Below are 17281 nucleotides of genomic sequence, written 5' to 3' on the forward strand. Positions count from 1 at the left end.
ACTTTTCAAACCTTATCACTCATTTATTAAATTTAAGCAGGGTGTTTTTATGGCCATAAAACTTATTGTCGGTCTTGGTAATCCCGGTCAGCAGTATATGTTTACGCGTCATAATGCAGGATTTTGGTTCGTCCATCATTTAGCGCAGCAGTTTAATATCACGCTCGCCCCTGACAAAAAATTTCATGGGGTAACAGGACGCGGGCAAATTCATGGGCACGATGTTCGTCTTTTGATGCCGCTGACTTTTATGAATAAATCTGGCGAATCCGTGGTACCCATGATCAATTTTTATGGCATCCATAATGATGAATTGTTGATCGCCCATGATGAGCTAGATATCCCCGCTGGTAGTATCAAGCTCAAAACCGATGGTGGTCATGGTGGTCATAACGGTCTGCGTGATATCACGCCTCACATTGGCAATGATTTTCATCGCCTACGTGTGGGTATCGGCCACCCTGGTCACAAATCTAAAGTCAGTGGGCATGTCCTTTCTAAAGCGTCTCCCGATGAGCAAATTGCCATTGATAGCGCATTGACTGCTGCCTTTGAGGCCTTGCCATTACTGCTAGGTGGTGATGTCGAAAAAGCACGTTCACAAATTAATGGCTTTAAATTACCCGAATAATATAGTGGTGCTATTATAATGGCCTTTTATTTTGGCAGTTCTGTCCCCATTAACCTTTTGATTTAGTTATTTAATATCAGTTACGCTAAGGAAGCAACCTATGCTACTTAATATGCTTAAATGCAAATTACACCGTGCTCGCGTTACCCATGCCGAGCTTCATTATGAAGGCTCATGCGGTATCGACGGTGATCTGTTAGATCTTGCTGGTCTACGTGAAAATGAATCTATCGATATCTATAATGTGACCAATGGCAAGCGCTTTCGCACCTACGCTATTCGTGCTGAAGCAGGCTCTGGTATTATCTCGCTAAATGGTGCTGCGGCGCATATGGCAGATTTGGGTGATATCGTCATCATTTGTGCTTATGCGCATTTTGATGAAGTTGAAGCCTCAACGTATCAGCCAAAACTGGTCTATTGTAATGAAGACAACACCGTAAAAGACACGGCAAATATCATTCCAGTACAAGTGGCTTAAGAAAATTACTTCAAATTTTGTTACATAAAGTATGGGTAAATACGTCATCATACAGTTGCTGTTGTTGTCAAAATCCCATTAAAATACTTGCACTTATATCGAAGCTGAATCCAGATTGTGATTCAGCTTTTTTTTATGCCATTTTTATATGATGTAAGCTTATTCAACATCTAATATCTATTTTTTATCCCTAACGAAGGAGTTATCTACATGTGGTTGGCAGTCATTGCAATTTTGATTGGTCTAGCAATTTTGGTTTGGAGCGCTGATGTTTTTATTGATGGAGCTACCGCTTTAGCCATTAAGTTACGCATGCCAAGTTTTTTGATTGGCGTGATTATATTGGGGGTAGGCACATCCGCACCTGAGATGGTCGTCTCCGTGTTGGCCGCACTAGAAGGCAGCCCTGAGCTGGCATTAGGTAATGCTTATGGCTCTAATATCATCAATATTGCTTTGGTATTGGGTGCAACCGTATTGATTAGCCCTATTATCATTCATAAAGGTGTCATAAAGCGCGATCTACCGATACTGGTAGTGATTACCGCATTGGCAGCATGGCAACTGCGTGACGGGCTGCTGAGCTTAACTGACGGGTTAGTATTATTAGGAATGCTAGTGCTCGTCTTAGGGATTCAAATCGTGCTGAGCTTACGCGAAGGCAAATCAAATGACGCAGATGCTATTACAGAAAGTTTGAGCGACACAGAGCACAATCATCCTAGCTTGATGCGTGGGTTAGGCAGTTTACTGATTGGCTTGTCAATGCTGGTGGCAAGCTCGCAAGCCATTGTCTGGGGTGCGGTAGAGTTGGCAACGTTTTGGGGCTTAAGCGAGCTAATTATCGGCTTAACCATCGTTGCGGTTGGTACATCGCTGCCTGAATTGGTCGCCAGCTTATCAGCAGCGCGTAAAGGCGAGCACGACATGGCGTTGGGCAATATCATTGGCTCTAATATCTTTAATACCTTAGGCGTCGTTGGTCTGGCCGCCCTCATCGCCCCCATCACTGCCAATCCGATTATCTTATCGCGTGATATTTTAGCGATGGGGTTGATCACTCTATTACTCGTGGTATTGTGTGTTTTTGCCTTTATGACCAAGCGTCCATTTGGTCGTATATCTGGCGCGACCTTAGTCATGTTTTTCGTCGGCTATACTTTATGGCTGATGCAGACAGCCAACATGTAACGCTTAAAGTGTGTTGACAGACTATGGCGATGATAATGCGGTTTATTTTCCTTGCTTGCGGTTTCTAATGACCCGCCATAGTCCTTCATTCTCTGTTTTTGGCATTTTTAACGTGATGGTATTGGATAGCATATCTTGTACCGCGAGACCACGCGGGTTGAAGAAGCAAAAAGCATAATTAAAGATGAAGCCCAAAAAAGCACTGGTTAATAAGATAGCCCGCGAGCCATCGATGACGCTACCAATGATGCCAAATATGAGTGGCATGATAAAGGCGGCCAAAATGCGCTTAAAGGACTGACCCCACGTCAGTAAATGACCGCTATTATTGACCGTTTTTAAGCGCCACGTCTGCATACCTAATGTCTGCCCACCGCGACGCCAAAATATCCCGTAGAACCCCACCAGCGTCAGTATAAAAGACGGCGTCATAATAAAGTTTTGATACCATGTCGGCAGCGACTGCGCTTGTGAGGACTCGCTACCCGTCTCCATAGTCATAAGTGTGCCAATCACCGTCAGCAAAGTCCCTACCAAAAATAACAACGCTAAAATCAACATCCCATCATAAAGGATCGCTGCCATACGAGTGCTAGGTTTGGCAATCGTTGGTTCTTCAATTTCAGAGGCGCGAGGCATGGAGGTTTTTGGTGGCAATTTGGCTTTATTAGCCGCTTTTGACGACGATTTTGACATGATACAAGCCCATAGCAAGCGAAAAATAGAGCGTTCATTGTACCGTAATTCAGGCACTTATCGTATATTATGATGAGAGAAGACGTCAGATGCAAAAGACTGTTTATTCAAATTTAGAGGGAGGATAACAAGTAGGACATGGCTTTATAATATAAATAGTAGTTTTATAAAAACTGTAGACATAAAAAAACCGCCAAATTGTCATAAGACAGGCGATTATTTTAATGTCTCTTTAACTGGGTTAAAGAAGTGATAATGCAAATGGTGCGCTTGGAGAGATTCGAACTCCCGACCCCTTAGTTCGTAGCCAAGTGCTCTATCCAACTGAGCTACAAGCGCGTACTTTGCACATCATTCACTACGCAGTAAATAACTTTGTAGTAAATTAGGTTGGTCATTATATAGATAATATCGCTTGTGTCAACATCTTTATTTATTAAAATCAAATTACTTTTTAAATGATAAAAAATCAACCACTACTTTTTGCGATACTACTCTAAAAACAACACTATAAATGGAGGTGAAGGAGGGATTCGAACCCTCGATACGCGCAAACGTATGGTTCCTTAGCAGGGAACTGGTTTCAGCCACTCACCCACTTCACCAAACGATGTAAGACTTTTTAAGTTCTAAAAAATAGTATTATTGCTGATAATACGTCTTATCCCGTGGGCGAGTATTATAGCAAAGCCGAAACGAATTGCAAGCGTTGTCTACAGATTTAATGCGATTTTTATCATATTTATTTGTTTACATCGCCTTATATCCTTTTGAACGACCAAAGTACCAGAATAATCAGTAAAATTGAGGTTTAGAGCAGTCAGCCTAATCTGATACCATTCACAAAAATTAGAGTAGCAAGGAAAACGATTGTAAGTGCTACGCATTGTAGACTAAACGAGTTTGACACCGCTAATCGTACTTTTTGGGTTCGGTATGCGTTGTTATCGATTGGTGGATTGACCGTCTATACACAATCTCTAACCTGCTATGGCTTTTTTAGTAGTGGGTGTCTATAGTATTTGTTACTCATTTTAGATTATGTCAAAGGAAGTATTATGCGACCAGTAGTACTGTGTTTTTCAGGATTGGATCCCTCAGGCGGTGCTGGATTACAAGCAGACATCGAAGCCATTGGTCAAGCAGGTGGTCATGCTGCCATTGCTTGTACGGCCATTACCATACAAAGCTCGCAGCAAGTTTTTAGTTTTGAAGCTTGTAGCGCTGAATTAGTCAGAAATCAAGCTATGGCAGTGCTCGATGATTTGCCAGTAAAGGTGATCAAATCGGGCATGCTCGGCACTACGGATAATATAAAAATGATGACTAGATTATTCGCTAATAAAGTTATCAAGAAACACACCTCTTTTGTACTGGACCCAGTATTGGTTGCCAATAGTGGTGGCAGCTTAGGTGACGAGCAGACGTTGGTCGCCGCTTTCAAGAAGCTGCTGCCCTATGCCACTCTAATTACCCCAAACACTCATGAACTGCGAGCCTTGAGTGGTGAGCAAGACTTGCATACAGCTGCGAAAAAACTGTGCGCACAAGGGTCTTATGCCGTATTGGTCAAAACCTCACATGATTTTGATAGCGGTGATATCGAGCAATATCTATATGTACAAGGTGACATGGTGCATAAAAGCACTTTACCACGCCTAACAGGTGAATTTCATGGCTCTGGCTGCTCGCTGGCTAGCTTTATCGCTGGGCGGTTGGCGATGGGAGACGTGCTTATCGATGCGGTCAAGGCAGCCGATAGCTGGATTACACAAACCCTGCGTGCGGCTGATGCTCCGCATCCTGATGATGACCAAGCCCAATTGATACCCAATCGTTTTATAGACTTTCAGAATAATCTATAAACGATAAATAAAAAAAGACGCTCTATATTAATAGAGCGTCTTTTTTAGCGAATCTTTTCCTAGCTTTCTGTCTTTACTTTACTAGCCCAACATCGGCATAAAGCTCGCTGCCAAACCACCAATGAGCATTTCGAGCAGAATAAAAGCAAAAAAGGCGACCATGGGTGACAAGTCAAGCATGCCTAAGTTTGGTGTGATACGGCGAAAGGGCGCTAAGATTGGCTCAGCCAAATTAATGATGATGCCAATAATAGGATGCTCAGATTTAGTAAACACGACAATCCAGCTCACAATGATAGAGCCGATGACCAAATAGCGACACATGCGTAAAAAGTCTAATATCAAGCTGATGGTACCCGTAAAAAATAGCGGGACAGGTGCGATGCCTTTATGGGTCAACGCGGCTTTACCAGAGATATCAATCAGGCGTATCAAAAACATCAGCACGATGGCTGCAATACTGATACGACCTTGCCCGACAGTTGGGAAAATACGCCCAAACACATCGACGATATGGGTCGCTTTGTAAGCCGGAGCAATCATCGGATTGCTGGCATCCATCCCTGCAAACTGCAGCATAAAACGGATGAAGACCAACATCATAGCGAAGGTGGTGACCAAATCAAAAATTTGAAACAACAGGTTGTTCATGAATTGCTACTCAATGGGCTTGTACGCTAATAACAATAAAGTTAATAAAAGACGAATAATCGAGACCAGTATTAACCATTTATGATGACAGCCACTCTCAAAGTGGCTGGTTGTATCTGGTGGCTATTGGTATTATTTCATCTCTTCGCTAAGCGCTTGGCTACGGTCATAACAAGCTTGCATGGCTTCACCGATTTGACGACCAATCTCATTGGCTTGCATTGATTCTACCGCAGCTTGAGTCGTACCGTTCGGTGACGTGACTTTGCGGCGTAGCTCAGCAGGTGCATCATCACTGTCCATTGCCATTTTTGCCGCGCCTAGCATGGTTTGCATGGCCAATGCTGAGGCTTGTTCTTTATCTAAACCTAAAGCAACTGCCCCATCGACCATCGATTCGATGATATAAAACATATATGCTGGCGCTGACCCTGACACGGCTGTGACTGCATGCATATGCTCTTCCTCATCAACCCACATGACCAGACCTGACGCTTCCATCACCGCGGTTGCTAATTGCTTTTGTTCCGCAGAGATATCATCCGTACCATATAGACCGGTCGCACCCATCTGAATCATGGCAGGTGTATTTGGCATCGCGCGCACGATATTGCCATAGCCGCCCAACATACCTGACAGAATATCCGTCGACAAACCTGCCGCGACCGAAATCACCAATTGCTTGTCTAACACATCGGCAAAAGCGCTCACAACCGGTTTCATCACTTGCGGTTTTACTGCCAGTACCACAATGTCAGCATCGATAATAGCAGCAGTTGCATCCACAGTGGGGTCAACCGTATTCAACCCTTTAGCAGCCAGTTGCTCGCGAGCCTCGCTACTAGGATCAGCAACAGTAATTAAACTCGGTTTGATACCGCAGCTCACAAGCCCGCTAATCAAAGCCTGCGCCATATTTCCGCCGCCGATGAAGCTGATTTTCTTATTATCTAATACTGACATACATGTCTCCTACTCAAAAAATTCAAAGGTAATCAAAGTAACATAATGGCATTTAAAATGACACTCAGTTTACCATACTGCTACTACGACCGTTTGATAAATTCCCGAGCTCATTATTAGCCCAGAACACTATTCAACTACTAAATTATCACAGACTCTTTCATAGCTTAATTAGTAAATTGAGAAACGTAATTTTCAAACTATTCTTAAGTTTTTTTGGAGTAAATGATGTATTTCGTGCGTAGAGGCAGTCTAGAAGACTTTACAGATATTGCCAACATTCACTTTGAGAGTTGGGGTGCCACCTACTTAGGTTTGCTACCAGAGTCTTATATTAGCAATAAAAACAACCTATTCGAAAAAACAGAAATGTGGCAGGAATTAATGGTTCATCCCGATGTCCTCGTTTGGGTGGCCTATGATACTAATCACAAAAACTTAGGGTTTATTGGCTATTTCAAAAATAACGATAATTACGAAATTACGACCTTGTATGTTTTACCAAAATATCAGTGGCTAGGTATAGGAACTAGGTTAATGAAAACGTCGTTACAAGACATATTAGATTCTCATATCAATGCCCAGTTTTGTTTATGGGTATTAGAATCTAATGTAACTGCTATCGATTTCTATAAAAAATTCGGTTTTGTCTATACTGGGGACAATAGTGAAGAATGCTACGAAGGTACTCAAATTACAGATATCAAAATGGTAAGAAAAAAATAATCTAACTTCTTAACTCAGAATGAGTAAAATTTACCGCAAAAAATTATTTACACTTAGAACATTTCCGATAGCACTGTCCAAAATACTACTATCATTTCTAATGGCTGTTGATGACTTATCAGTCCCTAGCACCCAACTTTCAAATGGTGATACTAGCAATAATGGCAATTCTTCATCTGTATGAATACACATTACACTAACCACTATTAAACTCTCACGTAGCCATGATGGAATGCCCAACGTTTGATACAGTTTTTTTCCTAATTGTGGGCGCGATGCCAATGCAGTCTGTAAGCGCTGCTTGCGATCTAATGCTGTTATCTTCACTACTGTTTGTAACGCATGCTCATCTTCCGTATTGTCTAATAACTGTGCCAATGCCTGAGGTAATATCTGCAACTGCCAAGTAAAGTCGGTGCTCGTTCGTAAATGAATCGGTGCCAAATTATTCTCAGATAAGGCATTGCTAAGACTACTGGACAAATTGGTAAGGGCTAACGTTTGGGTTTGTTCATTGAGCGGCATGTTAAGCCATGTCAACCAATCATTGCTTAGACGATAAAGCTGCTGACGATACCGTCGAATAGTATACGCATGCTTACGACCTTGCCAAAAAAGTTCCGCTTGGTGATTATTATCATTACGCTCAGCTAATCTTAGGACATCATCGACTAGCTGCTTAGCGGGCGGTAATGGCTCATCTTGACCTAGCCAATGGTGCAATAATTGGCGCTTCCGATAGAGTGGTAGTTTATGTAGCTCATCAATATTCAGCACACGCTGCGCAGGTGGTAACTGTAAAGAGTGAATAGCTGTGCGATACATATCTTGTTTCGCTTGAGCGCTGACAGTCGCTTGTGCATCGCTTAGTAGCTGCGCACTACGAGCAATGTTATCAATGACGTTGGGATTATATTTTGTCAGTGCTGGCATGACATCACGGCGCAGTCCACTCCGTACATTGTCGCCAGCGTCATTGGTCGGGTCGTCGATATAGGGCAGTTTTAAACGCTCAGCATAGGCACTAATACTGGCACGCTGGGCGGTCAGCCAAGGCCGCCATAATATCATACGATGTGTGCCCTGCGTTTGGATGCGCCACGGCTGTATGCCTGAGAGCCCATTCACCCCCGCTCCCTGAATCAGCCGTATTAATATCGTTTCTGCTTGATCATCAGCATGATGCGCTAATAGCAACACATCATCTTGATTGAGTTGCGCTCGCATGACACCGTAGCGTGCTTGCCGTGCCGCCTGCTCATCATGACCGTTCACTTGCGCATGTAAAATCTGACACGGTATTTTTTGCACCTCTGCCCAATCAGCCACATGTTTCGCCCAAGCATCACTATCCGCTTGCAAACCATGATTCACATGCAGTAATTGCGGTAAAAATGGCAATTTACCTTGGTGATAAAGTTGTATACACAATGCCGCCAGTGCCAATGAATCGCGCCCGCCACTACAAGCCAGCCAAAGTCGTCGACCATGCAGCTGCTCACCGTACTCAGCCAAACTGGTCAATAACGCCTCAGCCAAATGAGTATCAATTGGCAGCTCAGCTATTGGCTCAATGGTATAGGGAAGGATTGCACTGCTAGTCATAATTCATCTTATTTATTAAGTTGCTATAGTCAAAATATCCTAGAAACGCGACGGTATTGCTGATATCAATTTTTTGTCGCCTCTGTCTGCGCAGGCACAGCAAGCAAGAAAAATTGGTATCAGCAGTGCGTGATGGTTCGATATTACTTTTCACTGAATATATATACATTATTAATGCAGAAGTTAGTTGGCACAAAAAAACGCGCCATAGAATGACGCGTTTTTATTTTAGCACTTTTTGTTTTAACATTAAGGATAACTATCTAATATCAAAAGCTGAGCGTTAAACACTTAATAGGTGCTTAATAATAAATTGACCTTACTCTAAACAAGTCCAATCTAAAAAAGCACAATGCCAGCCTATTAAGCAGGCAACATCACCTCTGAGTTGAAAGACTTTAGCTTTTCATAACGTAGTTCGCAACGCTCATGCGCATCTAAATCCTTAAGCTCATCTAACTGCTCAGCAATGAGTGCTTTCAATGCAGTCATGACTGGCTGTGGCTGAATATGAGCGCCTTCGCCCTCTTCGATGACGGCATCAATTAAACCCATTTGATATAAATTAATGGCATTTAATTTTAAGGCTTCACTGGCATCTTGTGCTTTTTCGGCCGTTTTCCACAAGATAGAGGCACAGCCTTCCGGAGAGATAACTGAGTAAATGCTATTTTGCAGCATATTTACCTTATCACCCACACCAATTGCCAATGCACCACCTGAACCACCTTCACCGATAATGGTCACGATAATAGGCACTTTTAAGCTAGAAAAAACCGCAATACTCTCAGCAATGGCTTGCGCTTGTCCACGCTCTTCCGCGCCGATACCTGGATAGGCGCCTTGAGTATCAACAAAGGTCATCACGGGAATATTAAAGCGCTCCGCCATTTTAACCAAGCGAATGACTTTGCGATAGCCTTCAGGATTGGCCATACCAAAGTTATGGGCGATACGCTCGCGAGTACTGCGACCGCGATGTTGACCAATCACCATTACTGGCATACCGTCAAAGCGCGCAAGCCCGCCCAAGATGGCTTTATCATCAGCAAACGCACGGTCGCCGTGCAGCTCATCAAATTCGGTAAACAGCTGATTAACATAGTCCATAAATAATGGACGCTTGGCGTGCCGTGCAAGCTGCACACTATCCCAGACAGTGCTCATAGACCTTTCCCTTTAATAATTATATTTAGCAATAGCATCGTTATCGGTTTGTAGATAATAAAAGTACAGTTGTAAACTCAATAGAAGCTATAGTAGCACATCTTAAATGGCATGACATTACTGACCAAGCCGCTTTTGTTACGTTAATCTGTAGCTTACTCATTACAATAGTAAAGACTCAATGCTAGCGCTCAGCACTTATGCCTCGACCACGCTTAACGTCACGCCCCACTTAGCAAACTGCTCGACCTCATTATGCAAATCTGATAATAAGAACGCATAATGCTCATTGTTATCGGTCACTGTGATTTGCCAGCAGTTGGTATCAATGACTTGAAGCTGCAACGTTGGTAGTTCGTTATCGCTACGGCTGTGATGCGCGAGTACTGCTAACCGTAACAATAAGCATAGATAAACCAGCGAATCACCGCCAATAGTACAAGTCTGCTCTAACATATCCGACTTGAGCTTGCGACGATGATTGAGCATCAGCTGCGCCATACGCTTTTGATCTACTTGTGAAAACCCGGGAATATCAGAGTGTTCAAGCAAGTAAGCGCTGTGTTTGTGGTAGCTGCTATGGCTAATCGCCAATCCTATCTCATGTAAAAACGCCGCTCGCCTGAGCAAATCGCCATCGTCGCTACTGAGTGACAGCTTCGCCTTCACTTGCTCAAACAGATTACGACTGGTTTTTACCACCTGCTTGGCTTGTTTTTTATCCCCTGAATAGCGTTTAATCAGCGCGAGCACACTACGGTCACGCACGTCTTCACTAGCAAAGCGCCCGAGCATGTCATACATGACGCCTTCGCGTAACGCGCCATCCGAATAGGTCATGGTCTCAATACCCAGCACTTTCATGACTGCACGTAGCACTGCCACGCCTGCAGGGAAGACGGCCTTGCGATGCTCCTTAACCCCTTCAAGCTCAATATCATTGACATTGCCAATCTTAATCAATAATTTTTCTAGTTTTTTGACGCCTTTATAAGTAATGCGTTCTTGCTCATCCGCCCAACCTTTAGAGACAAGCACGTTACGCACCGCTTTAATTGTGCCACTAGAGCCAACCACGCTGCTCCAGCCCGTCTTTTGATAGCGCCCGTTAATCGCCAATACTTCTTTGCGTGCGCCTGATATGGCATTGTTAAACGCTTCTTTGGTAATCTGCCCGTCATCAAAATATCTTTTGGTAAAGGCAACGCAGCCCATTTGTAAGCTTTCGGTCAATAGCGGGTCAAACTCTTGACCAATGATGAACTCGGTCGAACCACCGCCGATATCGACGACCAAACGCTTATCACTACTGGCATTGGTGTGTGACACGCCCAAATAAATCAAACGTGCCTCTTCTCGTCCAGCGATGATTTCGATCGGCTTGGGTAAGATTTTATTGGCACGGGTAATAAAGTCATTCGCATTCTTAGCTTGTCGCAGAGCATTGGTCGCCACCACACGGATGCGCTCGGCAGGCACCGAATCGAGGCGAGCCACAAACCGACTTAAGCACTCAAGTCCGCGTTGCTCAGCTGCCGCCTCCAAGATATTATTTTTATCCAATCCTGCCGCCAACTGCACCTTTTCAGACATGGAAACCACTTTTCGTACCTCACCATGATCGAGACGCGCAATGGCCAAATGAAAGCTGTTCGAACCAATATCAATGGCTGCCATCATTTCATCTTCGGCGATTGGTGGGTTTGCTAAATAGTCATTAGGCATAGGAGATATCGTTACCGTGTTAGATAAAAAGGATAGGATATTTGCTGAAATATAAGAAAATTGCTCTATGAATAGCTTATATCACTGAACGAATCACAGCGAGTTTCGCCATTAAAGCATTTATGCCAAACACTGGCAAGTAAGACGCACACTTGGCTAAAGCCCCACACCAGCACAGACAAGTAGAGCACATTTGGCGCTTGTGTTAATCAGGGTGATTTGCTACATTAAAAACCATAAATATTATAATAAAGAACAAGCACTTACTTATCCATTCTAATTTTCTATTAAACCAATCCGTGCTCATCGCATAGTAAAACCGTTCGGCTTTGGTAACAAAAAGTGCCACGGACGGATGATCAATAAATAACCCGCAAGGAAGCGACGACAATGAATCAAACCACCAATCACACACTGCATGGCAATCACACACCGCATAGCAATAAAACAGCAAATGCTCAGACAAACAGCCAAGTGAACCATGACATAATAAAAGCTGCCACGCCCACTGAGCAGAAGTTTTACGATTTCTATTTAGAAGAACATCAAAATATGGCGTGCCGACGACTGCATTTCGCAGGCAGCAGTTTTGGCTTATTGGGCTTGGCAAAGTCGGTCAAAACCCGTTCGCCCAAACCGTTACTCAAAGGTATTGCCGCAGGATATGCTTGTGCGTGGGTGGGTCATTTTTTCTTTGAAAAAAACAAACCAGCCTCTTTTAAATTTCCGTTAAAGAGCTTCGCCAGCGACTTCCGAATGTATAGCGATGTGGTACGCGGCAACTTAAGCTTGAGAGATCGCAAGTTTGATAAATCACGATAAAACTCAATCGTTATATACAGCACGCATTAAAAAACTGGACTCCTAAAAATAGCAGCCCAGTTTTTTATTCGTTTTAAAAGCTTCATTGATGTCAGGTCATTTTCATCAGTGAAATGACGCATTCATTTAGCGTAAAGACTTACGTAATATTTTACCGACTGCCGTCTTTGGCAACTCATCGATAAACGCATAAGACTGTGGACGTTTGTAGCCCGTCAGACGCTCACTGGCAAAAGCAGCCAGCTCCTCAGCCGTCAAGCTTGGATCTCTTTTGACCACAAAAGCTTTTGGCACTTCCCCACTATGTGCATCTTCAATCCCAATGACCGCTACCTCAAGCACTTTTGGATGTTCAGTCAACGCCGCTTCTAATTCGTTCGGATACACATTAAATCCTGACACCAATATCATGTCTTTTTTGCGATCAACAAGCGTCAAAAACCCTTGTTCATCTAGCACACCAATGTCTCCTGATTTGAAATAACCATCGGCACTAAATGTATCGCTATTGTCTTGTCGCCAATAACCCTGCATCACTTGTGGCCCTTTAATACCCACCTCCCCTGGTGTTCCGATAGCACACGCTGAGCCATTGTCGTCCATGATTTTGATGTCCATCATGGCGAGTGGCAGACCCACACTACCGTTGAAACCATCTATACCGGGCGGATTAAAAGAGATAACTGGCGCAGTTTCGGACATGCCATAACCCTCATTGATAATCATGCCAGTAACTTGTTGCCACTGCTCAGAGACCGCCTTGATGATTGCGGTGCCACCACCGATAGATAAGGCCAATCGACTAAAATCAAGGCCCGCAAATTTTGGATGGTTGAGCATCCCAATAAACAAAGTATTGACCGAAGGAATGACATGTGGACGATGTTGCTCAATAGTATTGACTAGCCCATCGATGTCACGTGGATTGGTAACCAATATATCTTCCCAGCCGCCGTAAAGACCAAGCAGCCCGCAGACTGTAAATGAAAAGATATGATAAAGCGGCAAAGGATTGAGTATTTTGATCTGCTCGCTGCGACCTGTTTCAATCGCTTTGCCAAACATCGCATAACACTGACAGACATTGGCCATGACATTATAGTGTGTGAGCATCGCGCCTTTTGGCTTGCCAGTCGTGCCGCCCGTATACTGCAATAAAGCCAAATCTTCACGCTCGATAGTGACGGGCTGACATTGCTCAGCATGGTAGGTATTCATAATATGGGCAAAGCTGACGCTGCGTGCTGAGGTATCGTTTGTAGCGACATCGTTTGCGGCGACATCGTCTGTGGTTTCGTGAGCGTTATTTGCTTGGCTTGTAGCACTTGCTGTCTGATCGATATGAGTAAGCAAGGCGATATCGTTATCGGCAGGTGCGACAGTGGGATCAATGGAGCAATGTATGACTAATAACAATTGCGCTTTTACTTCTTCATCGAGCTGCTCATAAGCGGATGCCATCCCATCAAGGACAATGAGTACGCAGGACTCAGAATCAGTCAGCTGATGTGCCAATTCATAATGGGTATACATCGGATTGACATTGACCAATACTGCGCCTGCGCGCAGACAACCGAGCAATGCCACCGCGTACTGCAATATATTTGGCAGCTGTACGGCAATTCGGGCCCCTTTTTCGATGTTTTTTGCTTGTAAAAATGCAGCAAAGCGACGACTAGCGATATCTAATTGAGCAAAGGTAAGTGTGGCGGGTCCCATGCTAAAAGCCACAGAATCACTATGCTGATCTATCTTTGGTTGTAGTAAATCCAGCAGATTGTGCTTACCTTCTAACACATTTAAATTATTTCTTAGCCCATACTTCTCATACGAAACTTGCCATAACGGTGGCGTATTAGTGCTAGGCATATTATTAGTGCTGGTAGTCATGAGTTAGCGTCCTTGCTGAGTAAGTTTTTCTCAGCATAGCACACTCTAATCATGATTTTTTAAGCGGTTGAGTCACTCTATTAGGTCTGTCATTGACAGTATTTTTGGTCTATATGGATCGCCTTTTATGACCAGTATATAGAACAAAGACTTGGCTCTATCAGCTTAAAACTATATAGTCATTCCACTAAAAAAGTGTTACTGCGTTAACCTCGCTTGAAGTATTTGATATACATCTACACTCGGTTGCCTTGTACTACTTTTGAATTGAATCGACTATAGGTTCAATTCCGTACGAACATTTACCAAACCTCTCATAAATTTGAAATATGTCCGAAATATAGCCATGTTATGCTAAATGCCATTTCATACCAGTAACGAGATTATATGTTTATCATGAGCCATATTAAAAACGTCGGCTGTCTTGCTTTATTGTCAACAGGACTATTTTTCAGTGTTCAAGCATCCGCAGCAAACACCTGCGACAAGGCTTATACTCAGACTGATATTAACAAGTGTATTGCAGCTGAGCTGGCCGTAGAAGACAAAAAACTGAACCAGTCTTACCGTGATTTTCAGCGCTTACTTAATAGCTCTGAGAAAAAGCAGTTAAAAACGGTGCAATTGGCATGGATTGATTTTAGAGACAAAGCTTGCCAGTTTTCTGCCAGTTCGGTTCGTGGTGGTAGTGCTTATTCAATGGTGCTCAATGGTTGTTTGACCACTTATACACAACAACGACGCGTACAATTAGACGCCGATATTAAAAACATCAAAAGTAAATAGATAACTATAAAAAATAGATGGCGATAAAAAAACCAGCACCAATCATAAGATGACGGTACTGGTTTTTTAATAAGCTAAAAAATAGCTCTAGCTAAATTACGCTTTTGCCATTTCAGCAAATATCTCGTCAGCAGCTTTGATTGACGCATCGATGTCTGCATCGCTATGCTTGATAGACATAAAACCTGCTTCATAAGCCGATGGTGCAAGGTAGATACCACGATCTAGCATACCGTGGAAAAAAGTATTAAACACAGTCATGTCGCACTCTGTCACATCATCAAAATTCTTCGGCGTTGTGGTGTCAGTATCTTTGACAAAGAACATACCAAACATGCCACCCAATTTATTGGTACGCAGGTTGATACCGTGCTTGTCAGCCGCTGCTTGAAAACCGTCTACTAGACGATCAACTTTCACTGCTAACTCATCATAAAAACCGTCTGCTGTTAAATCTTCAAACATTGCAATACCAGCACGCATCGCGAGTGGGTTGCCTGATAATGTACCAGCTTGATAGACACCGCCAAGTGGTGCAATGCAAGACATGATGTCTTTCTTACCGCCGAACGCACCAACTGGCAAGCCAGCACCGATGATTTTACCAAAGCAAGTCAAATCAGGATCAATACCAAAGTGTGCTTGCGCGCCGCCAAGTCCGACGCGAAACCCAGTCATGACTTCGTCAAAGATTAATACTGCACCATTGGCAGTACACTCTGCACGCAACGTATCATGGAATTCTTGAGTCGGAATGATCATGTTCATGTTACCAGCGATCGGCTCTAAGATAACGCAGGCTATCTCTTCGCCCCATTTCTCAAAACAATCTTTAATCGCTTGCGGATCATTATAAGGAATCGTAATCGTGTGCTTGGCGAAATCCGCTGGCACACCTTTAGATGTTGGCTCACCGATATCAAGCATGCCCGAACCTGCTTTTACCAATAGGCTGTCTGAATGCCCATGGTAGCAACCTTCAAATTTAACGATTTTGTCACGCTGAGTATAACCACGCGCCAAGCGAATCGCACTCATGGTTGCTTCGGTACCAGAACTGGTCATACGAATCATCTCAACGCTTGGGACTATTTCGCAAATCTTATCCGCCACCGTGGTTTCGAACGGCGTTGGCGTACCAAAGCTCAAACCATCATCGGCGGCCTTTTTAACGGCATCGATGACTTTTGGATGCGCATGACCCAAAATCATTGGGCCCCAAGAGCCGACGTAATCGATATAAGCGTTGTCTTCGGTGTCATAAATTTTGCTGCCATTGGCACGGTGCATAAAGATAGGTGTACCACCGACCCCTGCAAAGGCGCGGACTGGTGAGTTGACACCACCTGGGATATGTTTGCGTGCTTGCGCAAAGAGCTGTTCGTTTTTAGTACTCATAGTTATTCTCTATTTATTGGTTCTGTATTATTTTATTAAAAGTAAACTTTCTGATTAACTTTTATCAAATTTTAGTATTATTCTTTGAATTAAACGTAGCCGCTTAAGCTTTTTTGACAACAGATGATTTCAGCTTCATGGGGCCATAGCCATCCAATTTACAGTCGATATCATGACCGTCAGTAGCATCTGGCAACAGACGAATACTTTTCGCTTTAGTCCCTACTTTGATCACAATTGAAGAACCTTTGACCTTTAAGTCTTTGATGACGGTCACAGCATCGCCATCTTGTAGCTCATTACCGACAGCATCGCGAATGACGGCATCTTGGTCTTCAGCTTGCGCTGCATCAGTTTCAGCTGCCGTCCATTCATGAGCGCACATAGGACATACCAGTAACGCACCGTCTTCATACGTATATTCAGCATCACATTTTGGGCAATTGGGTAAGCTCATTCTATCCTCGGCAGCCATCGTACATTAGGTTAATTGTAGAGCCAATATTGTACCGTAACTCTCCATATTTAACCAATTTGTACGGTTGAAAATGGGACGCTATGCCCAATTTAACGCTTAACCCATCGCTTAGTGATGACGTTTCTTATGACAGGGGTTTTTGTGGTACTCTTCTTAGCCTCATTTAGATTTATGTGCACATATACTGTCAATGATAAAAGCGCCCG

16 protein-coding genes and 2 tRNA genes are annotated in these 17281 nt (G+C 43.5%); 7 read left to right on the plus strand and 11 right to left on the minus strand.

Going from position 1 to position 17281, the window contains the following annotated elements; translation table 11 throughout:
- Window positions 1-49 precede the first annotated feature (49 nt).
- The 3 genes from pth (at window position 50) to J5X94_RS07730 (ending at window position 2303) form a co-directional block, all read left to right on the plus strand.
- Window positions 50-631 (plus strand): aminoacyl-tRNA hydrolase, encoded by a 582-nt coding sequence (gene pth, locus J5X94_RS07720; RefSeq protein WP_201593610.1) that lies wholly within the window; start codon window positions 50-52, stop codon window positions 629-631.
- Window positions 632-731: 100 nt separating this feature from the next.
- On the plus strand, window positions 732-1112 hold the full coding sequence (gene panD / locus J5X94_RS07725) for an aspartate 1-decarboxylase (RefSeq protein WP_010196068.1): 381 nt from the start codon (window positions 732-734) through the stop codon (window positions 1110-1112).
- Window positions 1113-1322: 210 nt separating this feature from the next.
- The gene (locus tag J5X94_RS07730; RefSeq protein WP_010196070.1) at window positions 1323-2303 is read left to right on the plus strand and encodes a calcium/sodium antiporter; all 981 of its coding nucleotides are present in this window, start codon (window positions 1323-1325) and stop codon (window positions 2301-2303) included.
- A 42-nt stretch (window positions 2304-2345) separates the two neighbouring features.
- Here J5X94_RS07730 and J5X94_RS07735 read toward each other — a convergent pair whose 3' ends face one another.
- The 3 genes from J5X94_RS07735 to J5X94_RS07745 all read right to left on the minus strand — a co-directional run bounded on the left by J5X94_RS07735 (window position 2346) and on the right by J5X94_RS07745 (window position 3604).
- Window positions 2346-2999 (minus strand): RDD family protein, encoded by a 654-nt coding sequence (locus tag J5X94_RS07735; RefSeq protein WP_194620678.1) that lies wholly within the window; start codon window positions 2997-2999, stop codon window positions 2346-2348.
- A 262-nt stretch (window positions 3000-3261) separates the two neighbouring features.
- A tRNA-Arg gene (locus J5X94_RS07740) sits at window positions 3262-3338 on the minus strand.
- Window positions 3339-3514: 176 nt separating this feature from the next.
- Window positions 3515-3604, minus strand: a tRNA-Ser gene (locus J5X94_RS07745).
- 453 nt (window positions 3605-4057) lie between these two features.
- Here J5X94_RS07745 and J5X94_RS07750 point away from each other — a divergent pair.
- Complete coding sequence (locus J5X94_RS07750; RefSeq protein ID WP_210540850.1) at window positions 4058-4864, plus strand: hydroxymethylpyrimidine/phosphomethylpyrimidine kinase; 807 nt, start codon at window positions 4058-4060, stop codon at window positions 4862-4864.
- A gap of 81 nt (window positions 4865-4945) precedes the next feature.
- Here J5X94_RS07750 and J5X94_RS07755 read toward each other — a convergent pair whose 3' ends face one another.
- Complete coding sequence (locus J5X94_RS07755) at window positions 4946-5515, minus strand: YggT family protein (RefSeq protein WP_010196074.1); 570 nt, start codon at window positions 5513-5515, stop codon at window positions 4946-4948.
- Between the two features lie 132 nt (window positions 5516-5647).
- Window positions 5648-6478, minus strand: coding sequence for a pyrroline-5-carboxylate reductase (gene proC, locus J5X94_RS07760; protein ID WP_210540851.1), 831 nt, complete (start codon window positions 6476-6478; stop codon window positions 5648-5650).
- A 228-nt stretch (window positions 6479-6706) separates the two neighbouring features.
- Here proC and J5X94_RS07765 point away from each other — a divergent pair, with 228 nt between their 5' ends.
- Window positions 6707-7204 carry a GNAT family N-acetyltransferase gene (locus J5X94_RS07765; protein ID WP_210540852.1) on the plus strand — a complete coding sequence of 166 codons (498 nt, stop codon included), beginning with the start codon at window positions 6707-6709 and terminating at the stop codon, window positions 7202-7204.
- A gap of 30 nt (window positions 7205-7234) precedes the next feature.
- Here J5X94_RS07765 and tilS read toward each other — a convergent pair whose 3' ends face one another.
- The 3 genes from tilS to ppx all read right to left on the minus strand — a co-directional run bounded on the left by tilS (window position 7235) and on the right by ppx (window position 11701).
- Window positions 7235-8809, minus strand: coding sequence for a tRNA lysidine(34) synthetase TilS (gene tilS, locus J5X94_RS07770; protein ID WP_210540853.1), 1575 nt, complete (start codon window positions 8807-8809; stop codon window positions 7235-7237).
- Window positions 8810-9172: 363 nt separating this feature from the next.
- On the minus strand, window positions 9173-9976 hold the full coding sequence (locus J5X94_RS07775) for an acetyl-CoA carboxylase carboxyltransferase subunit alpha (RefSeq protein WP_189583275.1): 804 nt from the start codon (window positions 9974-9976) through the stop codon (window positions 9173-9175).
- 198 nt (window positions 9977-10174) lie between these two features.
- Entirely contained in the window at window positions 10175-11701 is a 1527-nt protein-coding gene (gene ppx, locus J5X94_RS07780) for an exopolyphosphatase (RefSeq protein ID WP_210540854.1), read from the minus strand.
- Window positions 11702-12091: 390 nt separating this feature from the next.
- Here ppx and J5X94_RS07785 point away from each other — a divergent pair, with 390 nt between their 5' ends.
- Entirely contained in the window at window positions 12092-12523 is a 432-nt protein-coding gene (locus J5X94_RS07785) for a DUF962 domain-containing protein (RefSeq protein ID WP_228293201.1), read from the plus strand.
- A gap of 126 nt (window positions 12524-12649) precedes the next feature.
- On the opposite strand, the gene J5X94_RS07790 is transcribed toward J5X94_RS07785, so the two are convergent.
- Window positions 12650-14413: an AMP-binding protein gene (locus J5X94_RS07790; protein ID WP_210540855.1), complete on the minus strand. Its 1764-nt coding sequence runs from the start codon at window positions 14411-14413 to the stop codon at window positions 12650-12652.
- A gap of 396 nt (window positions 14414-14809) precedes the next feature.
- Here J5X94_RS07790 and J5X94_RS07795 point away from each other — a divergent pair, with 396 nt between their 5' ends.
- A complete protein-coding gene (locus tag J5X94_RS07795) occupies window positions 14810-15199 on the plus strand; it encodes a lysozyme inhibitor LprI family protein (RefSeq protein WP_210540856.1) in 390 nt (129 codons plus the stop codon).
- 96 nt (window positions 15200-15295) lie between these two features.
- On the opposite strand, the gene hemL is transcribed toward J5X94_RS07795, so the two are convergent.
- Both hemL and J5X94_RS07805 read right to left on the minus strand, forming a co-directional pair.
- The gene (hemL, locus tag J5X94_RS07800; protein ID WP_210540857.1) at window positions 15296-16597 is read right to left on the minus strand and encodes a glutamate-1-semialdehyde 2,1-aminomutase; all 1302 of its coding nucleotides are present in this window, start codon (window positions 16595-16597) and stop codon (window positions 15296-15298) included.
- Between the two features lie 103 nt (window positions 16598-16700).
- A complete protein-coding gene (locus J5X94_RS07805; protein ID WP_057758016.1) occupies window positions 16701-17054 on the minus strand; it encodes a zinc ribbon domain-containing protein YjdM in 354 nt (117 codons plus the stop codon).
- Window positions 17055-17281 lie beyond the last annotated feature (227 nt).

Origin of the sequence: Psychrobacter sp. K31L, from assembly GCF_017942195.1 — a bacterium.
GTDB lineage: Bacteria > Pseudomonadota > Gammaproteobacteria > Pseudomonadales > Moraxellaceae > Psychrobacter > Psychrobacter glaciei.